This is a genomic window from Marinomonas phycocola, assembly GCF_047525455.1.
Classification (GTDB): Bacteria; Pseudomonadota; Gammaproteobacteria; order Pseudomonadales; family Marinomonadaceae; genus Marinomonas.
In genome coordinates this window covers 1-14536 of sequence record NZ_JBLIXL010000001.1, presented here as the reverse complement: position 1 = coordinate 14536, position 14536 = coordinate 1, and the positions used below count along the sequence as shown (strand labels likewise).

The following is a 14536-nucleotide window of genomic DNA, read 5'->3' as shown; positions in this document are numbered from 1 at the left end:
AGATTGTACATATTTCTATACAATTTTTTAATTTAATTGCACATCTAAATACACAAGACGATGATCGGATGCCTCTGTAACGGCTCGAGCCATTGGCTCACCTTCTACAGGCCAAAAAACAGCCGATGTTAAGACGGTAAAATCCTTTGAAGGCAGAACATAATCCGCCCGAATTTTCCAACTCGCCGTATGATATTGCGCATTTTTCAAGTTAGGACTGTGATTCAGAGCACCCTCACTTGAAGGCACAATTTCAGACAAGACGCGTGGATGATCAAGCAACCCTCCAATACCGCCGCTCAATGACTCCCCTTCCGTCAAAGAAGCATTTAAGTCGCCAAGAATGATAAACGGGGCCTTTTCAGCAAGGCTACCAAATTGTCCATTGTCATCGTAGATTTCACCATTATTAGAAAGGTACTCTGTCCAAAAGCGAATTTCATCATGATTACGACAAGCATTTCTACGCTCTACACCATCGAATACAGGAGGAGTTGGATGAGAGCAAAGAAAATGGACAGTCTGTCCTTCCACATCAACGCTTAGGTCCCAGTGAGCTTTTGAACTAAGAGGCAAGACAGCTAAATCACCTCTATCAAACCACGGACCTCCATCAGGATGTGAAGGTAACTTTGCATTTGGCATGTCCTTCCATAGGAAAGTTTGAAAGGTTCGGGACATCTGAACGTTTATTGGAAAACGAGATAAAATAGCCATCCCATATTGCCCAGGGAAAAACCCATAGCCCAATGCATCGCCTTCGTTATCTGAAGCAATACCATCTTTATTTAAATCTCTTCCAGAAGGCATGCCAGTATTAACGGGGGCGATAAAAGTATAAGGGTAACAAGTGCCTAGCATCGACAGATAATGATCTTGGAAGACGTCAATACTGGCACCCGTTTCATCGTAATCAAATTCGTTTAATAAAATTACGTCTGCTGACACCTGCATAATAATTTGCGCAACATCCTTTGCCTGCTGATCCTGCTTTGACAACAAGGCTCTGGCCAGATCACCAGCATGATCACGGCTTAATGCGGTGTTAAACGTGGCAACACGAATTACCACTCGATGCCCACTTGCGCTTTTACACCATTAGCAAAGGCATGACGTTCGTTCTCTACCTTGCTGTGAGTATCAACGCTGTCTAACAATAAGCGTGGAGCCGTTCGTCCTGTCATCATGACGTTTTGATGCGCTGGTCGTGCAGCGAGAGCCGCTAATAAATCATCAACCTCTAAATGCCCATATTTATACATATAGGTAATTTCATCTAGCAAGATAAAATGCACCTCAGGATTCGACAACAACCCTTTTGCCAATTCCCATGCTTGTTCAGCCGCCTGTTTTTCTAACTCTGGGTTGCGTGTCTCCCAAGAAAAACCGTGTCCCATAACATGAAACTCAACCTGAGGATGCGACCCAAAAAACAGCTGCTCTCCCGTTTCTTTACGTCCTTTTATAAATTGGATGACCGCACATTTTTGCCCATGCCCAATCGCTCTTGCCATGGTACCAAAACCACTAGAGCTTTTACCTTTACCATTCCCAGTCAATAAAATGGTAACACCTCGCTCTTCGGTTGCTGCGGCAATACGACCATCAACTATGGCTTTTTTCTTTAATAGCCTAGCCTCATTCGCGGCTGTTTTTTTTGCATTCTCCCTCATGATTAGTCGTGCCTCTTTTTTTGATACAAAAGCCAAGTTGGGTAATACAAACCTTTCTTCATTGCTAACACACGCAATACAAAGATAAAGGACACTGCATAAATAGAATTAAACTCATGATCAGGCAATAGATTCGCTAAAACGGCAACAAGACAAGCCCCTAAAAAAGCGGGGGTTGCATAAAATTCTTTACCGAGAACAAGCGGTGGTCGATGGCTCAATACATCCCGAATAATGCCTCCGACAATGCCAGTAATTACTCCCATTGTGATAGCAATAGTGGGAGAAAAGCCATACAACAAAACTCGCTCTGTGGTGACAACGGTGAAGAGCGCCAATCCAAAAGCATCAGCATAATTAAATAACCCTTCCCTATTTTCAATCACCCGTACGGCAAAAAAAGCAAACACGGACGACAAAGCAGCAACCCAAAGATAAGAAGTATCTTTTACCCAATAGACTGTTTCCATGGATAAAATAACATCTCGGATAGTGCCTCCACCCAAAGACGTCACCATTCCCAAAAAAACAATGCTAAACAAATCCATGCCTTTCTTGCCAGATGAAATTACTCCGGTAATTGCGAATGCCGCAATACCAATCATACCCAAAATATATAACGTCATTATCTGTTCTTCATAGTTAAACTTTAATAACCTCAAGCACTCATTTAATTACTTGAGTTTAGCTGACCATTCATATTGCAATGAGCTTTCTCTAAGATCTTTGCACTTTTTCTGCTTATCATATAGCCACCCAGTCGCCTGCCCCTAAACGCTTCAAGGTAATATAGTCACCTTGAACAGACAACTCGGTCACACTGCAAAACCCGACGTCTATTCGATAAGATTCACTTAAAGACCAATTACACAACATAGATACCAATACTTTAATCACGCCAGAATGCGCAACGACTACAAGATTATCGGCTTTAATTAATTTTTGCCGCTCCCACCAATGGCTCAATCTTTGGCGTACATTGTCTAATGACTCACCTTTGTGAGGCGCTCCAAACTGCAAATTATTGGACCAGTCTTCAATTTCAGCTCGTGGAATGTCTTTCCAGAAAACCCCTTCCCATTCTCCGAAATCCAACTCAACAAGTTCGTTTTCAGAGATGGAGTTAGGGTTCAAGTAACGCCCCAGCAATGACGCTCTTTGAAGAGGGCTATGCTGATACACTGTCTCTCCTTCCAATCGCACACCAAGCCAAAGAGAAACATCATTGGCCTTTTCCTGCCAACTCTCGGGTAACGATAAGTCCGTTTTTCCGTAACACATTCCTGGAACAACATCTGGCTTAGGATGACGTATTAGAAATAGCTTCAAAATTCAATACTCTGAAAAAAGACAATGAGGCATAATGATAAAAACAGCAACGCGACTTCTGCAATTTGCTCGCTCGCACCCAACGTGTCGCCATTAAACCCTTGCAATTTTTTCGACAAATACACAATCATCAATAACGTTAATATAAAGATCAGTAGCGCGACCGCGATCACCCCCACTAACCCAAACGTTATCAATGAGAACACCATACAAGGAACACCAGCAACAATTAACTGCTGAACACTCAAAGTGTGAATCATACTAGACGCTTTACTGGTACCGGAAGACACATAAGACAGCTTCCTCATAACCAATAAAGGTAGCATTCGTGCACCTGAATGTACGATTAACCAAATAGAAAAAGGCCAAAGTAACGAGTTGGATTCGTTAAATATTCTTAGCAGTAAAAAAAACTTTAATGCGAGAGCAAACCATATAGCAACAGACGCATAACTGCCGATTCTAGAATCTTTCATTATTTCTAAGCGTTTTTCTATTGTCCAGCCACCAACAAGACCATCTGCTGCATCCATCAAACCATCTTCATGGAAAGCCCCTGTAACCAATACAGCGGTAAGCATCATTAGCAGCACTTGCAACTCAACACCAAGAACATCGATCATCAATGGCCAAGCACTAATAAGACCAACCATAACCCCCACCCATGGCAGACATGCCACCGAAGGAAAACGAGGTGCAGTCATTGACCAGTCGACACTCAGAGGAATTCGAGTGTAGGTTACTAACGATCGTTTCGCACTCTCATGAATGTCTTTCCAGAGATTCATCAATTACAGCCCTTCGCTAACGCCTGCGCTTTCAAAGCTTGCCATACTATTTAAAAACACAATGGCGCTTTGAATAATAGGTAGCGCAACAATCGCACCAGAACCTTCACCTAGTCGCATAGACAAAGATAAAATGGGGTTGGCCTTAAAATGAGACAATAACTCTAAATGTGCTTTTTCATGGGACTGATGGGCAAAAACACCGTACTCAACAACCAATGGATTTAATTTTGAAGCAAGCAAAAGTGCAGCGGTGCAAATAAAACCATCAACAACATATACGATGCCTTTTTCTGCCGAACGCAACATTGCACCGGCCATTGCAACAATTTCAAAACCAGCGAGTTCTTCTGCAATTTTATCCGCACCTAGCTCTGCAATAGGTAATCCACGTTTCGATTCAATACGGGCAAACGCTTTTTCTATTACACTGATTTTACGCTTAATACCTTCGCCTGTGGCACCCGCTCCAGCGCCAACACAATCCACAATAGGCGTTTGCGTTAACGCACTCACTAACGCCGCCGATGTCGTTGTATTACCTATTCCCATTTCTCCGAAAAGAAGTATATTTTTACCTTCCTCGACAGCAACATCTACTTCTACAGCACCAGCATAAAGAGCAGACAAAAACTCCTTCTGCGTCATTGCAGCAGATTGTGTAAAATCCTTTGTGCCCATATTCACTTTACGATCTGTAAGCAATGGCATAGGCTTAAATTGGCTGTTAACACCGACATCGATTACTTGCAAAGGCACATGATGCTGTTGACAAAAAACACTAACAGCTGCGCCACCAGACAGAAAATTAAATACCATCTGACTCGTTACTTCCTGAGGAAATGGACTCACACCTTGCTTCACAACACCATTATCGCCAGCAAACACCAACATTTTAGGTTGATCAACCTTGGGAGACTCGGTCCCTTGAATCAACCCAATTTTCAAAGCTAACTCTTCTAAAACCCCTAAAGACCCTAATGGCTTGGTTTTATTATTGATTTTCATCAACAAAATAGGTTCAAGATCGTACGCTACAGGCTTGATCCCTGAAAAACTAAATGACTTCACACAGAGCCCCTCTTCAATTTTTTAATAATCTTTGACGAACCACTTCATACAAGCAAACACCTGTGGCAACCGACACATTTAAACTAGAAACCACGCCCGCCATCGGCAGATTAACAAGGTAATCACATTGTTCACGCGTTAAACGACGCATGCCATCACCTTCCGCCCCCATAACAATGGCGCTTGAGATAGTTAAATCATGTTCATAAATTGTTTGTGTTGCTTCTCCAGCAGTACCAAAGATCCACACCCCTTGATCTTGTAATTTTTTCATTGTGCGCGCTAGATTGGTCACAGAAAATACCGGTAAACTTTCAGCCGCTCCACACGCCACTTTACTAACCGTTGCATTTAAAGGAGCCGATTTATCTTTTGGCATCACTAACGCGTGCGCACCAGCAGCCTCTGCACTTCTTAAACAAGCGCCTAAATTGTGAGGGTCCGTAATGCCATCAAGAATCACAATTAAAGCAGGCTCTTCCAGACTACCCACCAACTTATGAAGGTCTGCTTCTTCACCGGCTTTGGTCACTTCCGCCAATGCCGCCGCACCTTGGTGCACGACACGCTCTTTATTCGTCGTGAATAGCTTATCGATGTCCTTTCTAGGAACAATGCTATGAGTGACTTTTTGTTCCCGACAAAGCGTCGTTAAACGTTTAATTTTTTTATCGTCACGACCTTCTTGAAAACGAACTTCTTTAACTTTTTCAGGCTGTTGAACCAATAAATTTTCTACAGCATGAATGCCATATACCCATTCTAAATCTGACATAATTACCCAATATTAAATATACAATTACGCCGTGCCTGATCTTGACTTAGCGTTACTTTTTTTTGACTTCTTTTTTACTGATGAGCCAGTTTCTTTCTTGGCACTCGCTTTAAGTTTTGTACCTTTTTTTGCCTTCTCTTTTTTTACTTTCTCTTTTTTTGCTTTCTCTTTTATTACTGACTTCTTCTTTTTCTTCGCCTTCACTTTCCCATCATCGCCTTTTTTAGACGTTGATTTTTTACCTAACTTGCTACGAACTGGACGTGTATTTTCTCCGTTGCCCTTTCGATGCCCTGACTTATTAGAAGGAGTAGTAGGAGGCGCAGTAACATGTTCATCTTCGACCACAGAGTTCATAGTCGTTTCAACATCCTCTACTCTTCTTTTGGCGCGCCCCCCCAGCTCTAACGATGGCAATTGAGCCAGTTGCATCTCCAGTTCTGTTAGCTCATCACGTTTCTGAGGTTTAGGACGACGAACTTTTGCCGCATCTTGCTCTAACTCTAAATCAATCTTACGTTGATCCAAATTTACTTTAGCAACCACAATTTTTAACGCGTCACCTAAACGGAAAACACGACCGGTACGTTCGCCGATAATGGACTGCATATCTGGGTCATGTACAAAGTAATCTTTACCTAAAGATGAAATATGAACCAAACCGTCAACAAACAAATCTTTCAGCTCAACAAACAAACCAAATGGTGTAACGGCAGTAACCACACCGTCAAACGTTTCACCAGTATGTTGCTCTACATACTGACATTTAAGCCATGCTTCAACATCTCGCGTTGCTTCATCCGCACGCCTTTCCGTCATCGAACAACTGGTTCCCAAATCATCCATTTGAGCATCGTCGTAGCCATAAATTTTATTTTGTTTAATCTCAGGGCTATTAGGAACTCGATGCGCTTGACGCAACTTCGGACGACCTTCACCGCGTATTAAGTAACGAATGGCTCTGTGAACCAACAAATCAGGATAACGCCTAATTGGCGACGTAAAATGAGTATACCCAGTGTAATTCAACCCAAAGTGACCTTGATTATCTGCTTGATAAACCGCTTGGCTCATCGAACGCAACATCATCGTTTGGATACTGCGAGCATCGGCACGACCTTGAATTTGTTGCGACAATAAAGCGTAATCGTCTGGTGTTGGTTTTAATCCCCCTCCTAATTCAAGTCCTAACACCGCTAAATAGGTTCTAAGAGTCAGCAAACGTTCTTCTTTTGGCCCTTCATGTACTCGGAATAACGCGGGAATATTTGCAGAAAATAAAAATTCAGCGGCCGCAACGTTTGCACACAACATGCATTCTTCAATCAGTTTATGCGCATCGTTACGTTCAACAGGAACAATTTGCTCTATCTTTGAATCCTGATCAAAAACCATTCGAGTTTCAACCGTATCAAATTCCATGGCTCCACGTTCAGCACGAGCGCCTTTTAATACCGAATACAGACCACTTAATGCGTCGATGTGTTGCACTATTGAGGCATAACGAGAACGTAACTCTTCACCTTGTTCATCCATTTCAGTCGAAATCATTTTAGCGACTTTTGAATAGGTTAAACGAGCATGAGAGCGGATAATACCTTCATAAAATTTATAACCACGCATTTTCCCACGAGTCGTTAGAGAGATCTCTGCAACCATTACTAGCCGATCAACATCAGGGTTTAATGAACACAAACCATTAGACAAAACTTCAGGTAACATAGGCACAACACGACCAGGGAAATAAACAGAATTCCCTCGAATAATCGCCTCAGCATCCAGTGCGGTTCCTTTTTTCACATAATGCGACACGTCTGCAATGGCTACAAATAGCTTCCAGCCACCAGGTGTTTTTTCACAGTAAACCGCATCATCAAAATCACGCGCATCTTCACCATCAATTGTTACAAATGGTGTACCACGTAAATCAACTCGATGCTCTTTGTCCTGTTCAGCCACTTCAAAGCCAATATTTGCAACGTGTTTGGATACTGCAGCAGGCCATTCATTCGGAATGTCATATTTATGGATGGCAATATCGATTTCTAATCCTGGCGCCATAAAGTCACCTAGGATTTGAGTAATAACCCCTGTCGCCGCTTGGCCTTTTTCAGGAAAGGTCAATAATTCAATAACAACATATTGCCCATGTGTTGGTGTTAAACCAGATTCTTTTCCTATTAGGATATCTTGAGGAATTCTTGGGTTTTCTGGTGTCACAAAAGAAACTTGGCTTTCTTCATAATAACGGCCAACGACACGCTGATGTTTACGCTCTAGCACTTCAACTATAATGCCATCTAAACGCCCTTTTACAGTACGCCCAGTCAACCGAACCGTTATTAAGTCACCATCCATCGCATTTTGCATCTGGCGAGCAGATAAAAAGATGTCTTCATCATTTTGACGTAACAAAAAGCCGTGACCTTCCTTATTACCTTGTACACGACCTTCAAAAAGATCTGTTGCTTCAAGTATTCTGTATTCGTCATTAAACGAATTCAATTGATGGTCACGCGCCATTGCAATAAGTCGGCGTCTTAGCGCTTCTATCTCGTCTTCTTTTGTTAGTTGAAACGCGGCACACATAGCTTCATGCCCAACAGGGCTGTTTTCACTGGCTAAAAATTCTAGGATGAACTCACGGCTAGGCACAGGGTTTGCGTATTTCGATGCTTCTCTCTTTTGAAAAGGGTCGTTTATATTTTTATCACTCAAAGTAATTCTATCCTTCAATTAAACATCCCCTGTTTTAGAGGTTGCTTTTAATGGTTTGTCTAACCTCTATATCGAACTCAAACAAAAAGAGAATTGATAATAACAATGAAGTGTGACAAGTATTTTTCCATTATAGAGCATTCTTAAAGAATACTCTTTAAGAGATGAGATAACGGGGAAATTCACTAATAGAAAAAAGAAAAGAATTCATTTGGAAAACAGCACAAAAGCGAAGTAGTAGGTAAAGGTGCACATATAATGAACAGCATGCAAAATAGAATCTTTAAAAAATATGAAATTCCACAACAAAACCGTGATTTCGTCGTTACTTGGATACAAATACCATTGCCCTAAGAACAAACACACCTTCGATAACACGTAAAAATAAACATTTCGCCATTACTTGGAGATCAAACAGTGAATATATCAGAAAATTCGATACATTCACTGTTCAAATACTATACTCTGTGCCGTTCTAATTTCATATCAGCCATAACTTTGGTGGAAATTTCTTCCACAGACAATCGAGTTGAATTTAAAAAGGGGATGCGCTCTTGACGATATAAAGTCTCTACCTCAGACAATTCATAGCGACATTGGCGCAATGAAGCATACTTACTGGACGCCATTCTTCCAGTGCGTATTTCATGCAGTCGATTTGCTTCTATGGTTAATCCAAATAGTTTTTTCTTCTGCGCTTTTAATGCTTTAGGAAGTTTCAATGGATCGAAATCATCTTCTGTCAAAGGGTAGTTTGCTGCCTTGATCCCATATTGCATAGCCAGATACAAACTGGTCGGCGTTTTTCCTGAACGAGACACCCCTAACAAAATAACATGGGCCTCATCTAAATTTTTTACAGAGCAACCGTCATCGTTAGCTAACGCATAGTTAATAGCCTCAATTCGACCATCATAAACCCCCTCTTTTATTCCATGCGCTTTCTGGGCAGTTGGCATGGCAGGCACACCTAACGCCTTTTCGATTGGCGACAATAAGTCACCAAATAAATTGTAACAATGACTGTCACAAGACTGAATGATATCGCGTATTTCTGAATCTGAAATTGTATAAAAAACCAAAGATGGATGACCTAAGGCAATCTCATCGTTAATTTGTTTACACAATCCATTTGCTTTTTCTATTGTCGTTAAAAAAGGCACACTTAACGTGTCAATTTTCACATCAAAAAAAGACAACATAGCTGACCCAAAAACTTCTGCAGTTATCGCTGTACCATCCGAAACAAAATACACTTTCATTCGATTTTCACCTTTTTTGTTGTTATCTAACAAGATCAGGTTTTCTGATTGAAATAAAACTACATCAAATATTCAGTTTTATTCATCTAAATAAATTTCCATACAATGAAGTCGCTTTATGGGAAGCAGAAGGTGCAATACGCTTTTTATTACACCTAAAGTACACATAAGTCATAAAAATAATATAGCGTAATTACTAGGAGACACCGTGAGCAAATTTATCAAATGGTTCGAAGAACTTAAAATGACAGACGTTGATCAAGTTGGCGGAAAGAATGCCTCTCTTGGAGAAATGATCTCAAATCTAACACGTTTAGGAATTCAAGTTCCGAATGGATTTGCTACCACAGCTTACGCATATCAAACCTTTATCACAGAACGCGGATTAGACGACAAAATTCATTCTCTTCTCGACACATTAAACGTCGATGACATTCAAGCATTGTCTAATGCAGGCCATCAAATTCGTACGTGGATTGAAGAAGCGCCTTTTTCTGATGAGTTTAATAAAGAAATTGAACTGGCTTTTAATCAATTAAGCGCCAATTCAACTGCCGAAATGTCTTTTGCAGTACGCTCGTCAGCAACCGCTGAAGATTTACCTGACGCATCGTTTGCAGGCCAACAAGAAACCTTCTTAAATGTATGCGGCCTGGACAGCATTAAACTGTCCATCAAACGCGTATTTGCATCACTCTTTAATGATCGCGCCATTTCTTACCGAGTACATCAGGGGTTCGAGCACAAAGATGTTGCACTCTCCGCTGGCGTGCAAAAAATGGTACGCAGCGACATAGGCGCTTCTGGTGTTTTATTCACACTAGATACAGAGTCAGGCTTTGATGAAGTGGTTTTCATTACAGCGGCTTACGGTTTAGGCGAGATGGTTGTGCAAGGCACAGTAAACCCTGATGAATTCTATGTTCATAAACAAACGTTAGCAGCAAACCGCCCAGCCGTAGTTCGTAAAACACTGGGAAATAAAGCATTAAAAATGGAGTACGCTCCTGAAGGTTCAGACGAACTGGTACAGATAGTGCCTGTAACACTAGAACAGCAAAATGACTTCGCTCTAACCAATACAGAGATAGAAGATCTTGCTCGTCAAGCCTGCATTATCGAGCAGCATTACCAACGCCCTATGGACATCGAATGGGCCAAAGATGGTCTTGATGGAAAAATATACATAGTACAAGCACGACCAGAAACCGTTCGTAGCCAGTCCAATCTCCAAAATATGGAACGCTACGCACTAAAACAAGAAAGTAACGTTCTAATTACCGGACGAGCAATTGGTCATAAAATTGGCGCAGGCCCTGTAAAAATACTGTCATCTATCAGCGAAATGAATCAAATTCAAGACGGCGACGTGCTGGTTACGGACATTACCGACCCAGATTGGGAGCCAATCATGAAAAAAGCGTCAGCCATCATTACCAACCGCGGAGGAAGAACCTGCCACGCTGCCATCATTGCTCGCGAGCTAGGCATCCCAGCTGTAGTCGGATGTAGTGATGCGACAAAAGTTCTAACACAGAACCAAGATGTTACTGTGTCATGCTCTCAAGGTGATATGGGAATGATATACCAAGGTAATTTACCTTTTGAGGTCATTACATCAAAAGTGGGTAACATGCCAGACATTCCTGTCAAAATCATGATGAACGTCGGCAATCCTAATAGAGCGTTTGACTTCTCTATGCTGCCTAACGCAGGCATCGGCCTAGCTCGCCTAGAGTTCATTATTAACAGAATGATTGGCATTCATCCAAAAGCACTACTTGAGTTTGATAACCTTGAGGCAAGCCTTCAAGAAGAGATATCTCAATGCATTGCGGGCTATAACAGCCCTGTTGATTTCTACATCGACAAACTTGTTGAAGGCGTTTCCACACTGGCCTGCTCTTTTTCAAACAAACCAGTCATTGTTCGCTTATCCGACTTTAAATCAAATGAATACCATAATTTAATTGGTGGGCCTTTGTTTGAGCCAGATGAAGAGAACCCAATGCTTGGTTTCCGCGGAGCCGCTCGCTACATTGACCCATCGTTTAAAGACTGCTTTGCACTTGAATGCGAAGCAATAAGACGAGTTCGTAATGACATGGGGTTCAATAACGTACAAATCATGATTCCTTTCGTTAGAACGGTAACCGAAGCCCGTCAAGTGACAGAGTTACTTGCAGAGCAAGGCCTGTCTCGTGGAGAAAACGGTTTGAAAGTCATTATGATGTGCGAGCTGCCTTCAAATGCATTATTGGCAGACCAGTTCCTAGAGTACTTTGATGGATTCTCTATTGGGTCAAACGATTTAACTCAATTAACACTTGGACTTGATCGCGACTCAGGATTAATTGCAGATAAATTTGACGAACGAAATGATGCAGTAAAAGCTTTACTCAAAATGGCAATTTCAGCCTGTAGAGAAAAAGGAAAGTATGTTGGTATTTGTGGTCAAGGACCTTCTGATCATGCAGATTTTGCTGATTGGCTAGTAGAACAGGGAATAGAAAGTATTTCTTTAAACCCTGACACCGTCCTTGAAACTTGGCTGCATCTTGATGAGGTACTCAGTAGTTCATCAAATCAGAAGGCTGTTTAATACCAGCCATTCTACCTATATTGCTTACTGATTAAATATCACATTTAACAGAGCTTTATACGTAGTTCCCCTCTCTAGTTTTGCCCCAATACAATGTGTATTGGGGCTTTTTTATGACATGACGGTATGTTTATATCCCCCTTGGACACACTTTATGGGGCGGTATGGATAATGAGTCACCAATACCGAGCCATTTACAGCGCGATAGACATTGGCTTTATTACCTGTTTTAGCAGACTGGTATGAACCCACTTTTGTAGACATCTCATAGCTATATAATAATAGGTAAAAATGAGGTGAATTATGAGTGGAAAACGTTATACCGATGAGTTCAAAATTGAAGCGATTAAACAAGTCACTAAGCGCGGCTATAAGACCTCAGAAGTAGCTGAGCAATTTGGTGTTAATTACAAAAGTATGCACTACTGGATTGCCCGATACAGCAAACCTAAAGTAAGTAAAAAAGCGGAAGGTTCCGCTCTGTCAGAGATCCAGCAACTCAAAGCTGACCTTAAACGGGTGACCGAAGAGAGGGATATTCTAAAGGAGGCCGACACATTCTAGATGATGACGGTCAGCCAAATACTCTCCCCTAACGGAGGATTTGAAACCGATGAGTAAAGAAAAGGTGCCAATGAGCACACAAGAAATGAAAAATAGTGAGCACCTATAAGATTCAAATAGCATAAACGAGTGTAGACGCTGTTTGGCTAACACAAGGACAAATCTGAAAAACAGGTATTCACTGACTTTGACATCTTCCCCACCCTAAAGGGTCTGGAGAAAGCTCTCTCTTTCACAGCCTCGTGTTAGTGACTTACTTAATGGCAAAATCGATTTATTTTCAATTGATCTGTTGATGACTTGCTTTTGTTCCAGTTGATGGTGGCTTTGGCGTTATTGAAGGCTCGACAGAAGGTTTAATAAGTAAAGCTATAACAAGGAGTCTCAGGGAACGGCGCAGTCGATCCAATCATCTAATATATCCCCTAGCGCTATCTCGGGCAAAGACTCAATACAAAGCTTACCCTCAACTCCTAATAACAGCAAGAATGTCATTCATAAAAATAATATTTTTGCTCTTAATTCTAAAGGTAATGATAGTTTCGGGGAAATCTCTCAAGATGTTGCCAGTTCAATTAAGAGACAGGCGGCCCCTATAAAACTCGAAATTGGCGATGAAAAATATGGGAAAAGACATATAAGCCGCAAATCTCGTTTAAGCCAAATTCAGCAGTTTGGCTATAAGACTGCCGAAGAATTGGTAGAAGATGTAGCTGGTAACTTTAATGAAACCAGAAAAGGTGATCGCGGATCACTAATGTTGGTAAAAAGAAATGGTAGAGATAAAGTTGCCTATATACAGCTAAAGCCACACAAAAGCGGTGATTTTTATAGTGTCAGCACGGCCATGATTGCCAGAAAAGATTACACCGACAAAAAGGAAAAGCTTTGGGGGAAATCAGAGAATAAGGAAAGCAATGAGCAGTCATCCCCTTATCCGACTGCCCAAGAAATAAAATCCGTATCAAAATCAAAATCAAAATCAAAATCAAAATCAAAATCATTTGACAATTCTTTAAAGACTATCAAACACAAAAAAACAGATAAAGGAACAGCTCTATTCTCTATTGGTGAAAGTAAGGAAAGCTTTCTTGAACTTGCGAGCACTGTAAAGGGTGACGATTCATCTGATTATAAAGGCATGTCAGTAGAAGAAGTTCAGAATATTGCAAATGAGTTTTTAGCTGACTACAATGGAAATATACCTTTATCTTACCCGTGGTGCATTTAGGAAATTACAATTTTCAAATTGTTTATTTTGTTCCCTTCTAAATGATTAAACCACTGAATAATAGTCAGTGCGGCTATTTTTGTGACTATTCTTCGACTTATTCCGCCAAACGATTTAGCGTAGTTACGGCGAATCATAAACTGATCACATAATTGAGAAAACAACGTTTCAATCCGTTTTCTAGCCTTACGATAATGGTAAGCGTACGGCAAACCACACCTTGTTTCTATCTTAGAGCTTAATATTCCAAGGCAGCAGGTCTTCTAGGCTGTCCTCTGTATTGCGCTTCGGAAGTTCTTCAAATAATTTCACTAGATATTCGTAAGGGATCAACCCATTCGCTTTCGCTGTTTCGATAATACTGTAAAGAACCGCGCTACTTTTTGCGCCGTTACCTGTGTTTGAAAACAACCAGTTTTTGCGTCCAATGACAAACGGCTTAATCGCTCGTTCCGCACGATTGTTGTCTAACTGGAGTTCGGGAGATTTCAGATATTGAACCAGCTTGTCCCACTGATTGAGA

The 14536-nt window shown here is 41.2% G+C and carries 14 protein-coding genes and 2 pseudogenes; 4 read left to right on the top strand and 12 right to left on the bottom strand.

From position 1 onward, the window contains the following. Positions 1-27: 27 nt before the first annotated feature. From ACMUMJ_RS00080 to ACMUMJ_RS00040, 9 genes are all read right to left on the bottom strand, one after another. Positions 28-1071: an endonuclease/exonuclease/phosphatase family protein gene (locus ACMUMJ_RS00080; RefSeq protein ID WP_414676753.1), complete on the bottom strand. Its 1044-nt coding sequence runs from the start codon at positions 1069-1071 to the stop codon at positions 28-30. Then, positions 1065-1673 (bottom strand): cob(I)yrinic acid a,c-diamide adenosyltransferase, encoded by a 609-nt coding sequence (gene cobO / locus ACMUMJ_RS00075; RefSeq protein WP_414676752.1) that lies wholly within the window; start codon positions 1671-1673, stop codon positions 1065-1067. The genes ACMUMJ_RS00080 and cobO overlap by 7 nt, the downstream gene beginning before the upstream one ends. Positions 1674-1675: 2 nt before the next feature. Further along, positions 1676-2299, bottom strand: coding sequence for a trimeric intracellular cation channel family protein (locus ACMUMJ_RS00070; RefSeq protein WP_414676751.1), 624 nt, complete (start codon positions 2297-2299; stop codon positions 1676-1678). Between the two features lie 118 nt (positions 2300-2417). Further along, on the bottom strand, positions 2418-3002 hold the full coding sequence (locus ACMUMJ_RS00065) for a histidine phosphatase family protein (RefSeq protein WP_414676750.1): 585 nt from the start codon (positions 3000-3002) through the stop codon (positions 2418-2420). After that, the gene (locus ACMUMJ_RS00060; RefSeq protein WP_414676749.1) at positions 2999-3790 is read right to left on the bottom strand and encodes an adenosylcobinamide-GDP ribazoletransferase; all 792 of its coding nucleotides are present in this window, start codon (positions 3788-3790) and stop codon (positions 2999-3001) included. Before ACMUMJ_RS00060 ends, ACMUMJ_RS00065 begins: the two co-directional genes overlap by 4 nt. Positions 3791-3793: 3 nt before the next feature. Beyond that, entirely contained in the window at positions 3794-4861 is a 1068-nt protein-coding gene (gene cobT / locus ACMUMJ_RS00055) for a nicotinate-nucleotide--dimethylbenzimidazole phosphoribosyltransferase (protein ID WP_414676748.1), read from the bottom strand. A gap of 13 nt (positions 4862-4874) precedes the next feature. Further along, positions 4875-5636 (bottom strand): 23S rRNA (guanosine(2251)-2'-O)-methyltransferase RlmB, encoded by a 762-nt coding sequence (gene rlmB, locus ACMUMJ_RS00050; protein WP_414676747.1) that lies wholly within the window; start codon positions 5634-5636, stop codon positions 4875-4877. Positions 5637-5660: 24 nt separating this feature from the next. Continuing rightward, positions 5661-8354, bottom strand: a complete 2694-nt coding sequence (gene rnr / locus ACMUMJ_RS00045) for a ribonuclease R (RefSeq protein WP_414676746.1) — start codon at positions 8352-8354, stop codon at positions 5661-5663. 458 nt (positions 8355-8812) lie between these two features. Beyond that, entirely contained in the window at positions 8813-9616 is an 804-nt protein-coding gene (locus tag ACMUMJ_RS00040) for a pyruvate, water dikinase regulatory protein (protein WP_414676745.1), read from the bottom strand. A gap of 208 nt (positions 9617-9824) precedes the next feature. Here ACMUMJ_RS00040 and ppsA point away from each other — a divergent pair, with 208 nt between their 5' ends. Continuing rightward, complete coding sequence (ppsA, locus tag ACMUMJ_RS00035) at positions 9825-12218, top strand: phosphoenolpyruvate synthase (RefSeq protein ID WP_414676744.1); 2394 nt, start codon at positions 9825-9827, stop codon at positions 12216-12218. A 111-nt stretch (positions 12219-12329) separates the two neighbouring features. Here the strand turns inward: ppsA and ACMUMJ_RS00030 are convergent, their stop codons facing one another. Continuing rightward, a complete protein-coding gene (locus ACMUMJ_RS00030) occupies positions 12330-12482 on the bottom strand; it encodes a hypothetical protein (protein ID WP_414676743.1) in 153 nt (50 codons plus the stop codon). An 81-nt stretch (positions 12483-12563) separates the two neighbouring features. On the opposite strand from ACMUMJ_RS00030, the gene ACMUMJ_RS00025 reads away from it, so the two are divergent. The 3 genes and pseudogenes from ACMUMJ_RS00025 (at position 12564) to ACMUMJ_RS00015 (ending at position 14013) form a co-directional block, all read left to right on the top strand. Beyond that, positions 12564-12782, top strand: a complete 219-nt coding sequence (locus tag ACMUMJ_RS00025; RefSeq protein WP_414677089.1) for a transposase — start codon at positions 12564-12566, stop codon at positions 12780-12782. 229 nt (positions 12783-13011) lie between these two features. Further along, positions 13012-13101 (top strand): annotated as a pseudogene (locus ACMUMJ_RS00020) (XRE family transcriptional regulator); the annotation flags it as partial. Between the two features lie 378 nt (positions 13102-13479). Continuing rightward, complete coding sequence (locus tag ACMUMJ_RS00015; protein WP_414676742.1) at positions 13480-14013, top strand: hypothetical protein; 534 nt, start codon at positions 13480-13482, stop codon at positions 14011-14013. Here the strand turns inward: ACMUMJ_RS00015 and ACMUMJ_RS00010 are convergent. Together ACMUMJ_RS00010 and ACMUMJ_RS00005 are read right to left on the bottom strand one after the other, a co-directional pair. Next, a pseudogene (locus ACMUMJ_RS00010) lies at positions 14010-14222 on the bottom strand (transposase); the annotation flags it as partial. The gene ACMUMJ_RS00015 and the pseudogene ACMUMJ_RS00010 overlap by 4 nt on opposite strands. Before the next feature lie 22 nt (positions 14223-14244). Beyond that, on the bottom strand, positions 14245-14536 hold a 292-nt coding region (locus tag ACMUMJ_RS00005), incomplete at its 5' end, for an IS66 family transposase (RefSeq protein ID WP_414676741.1).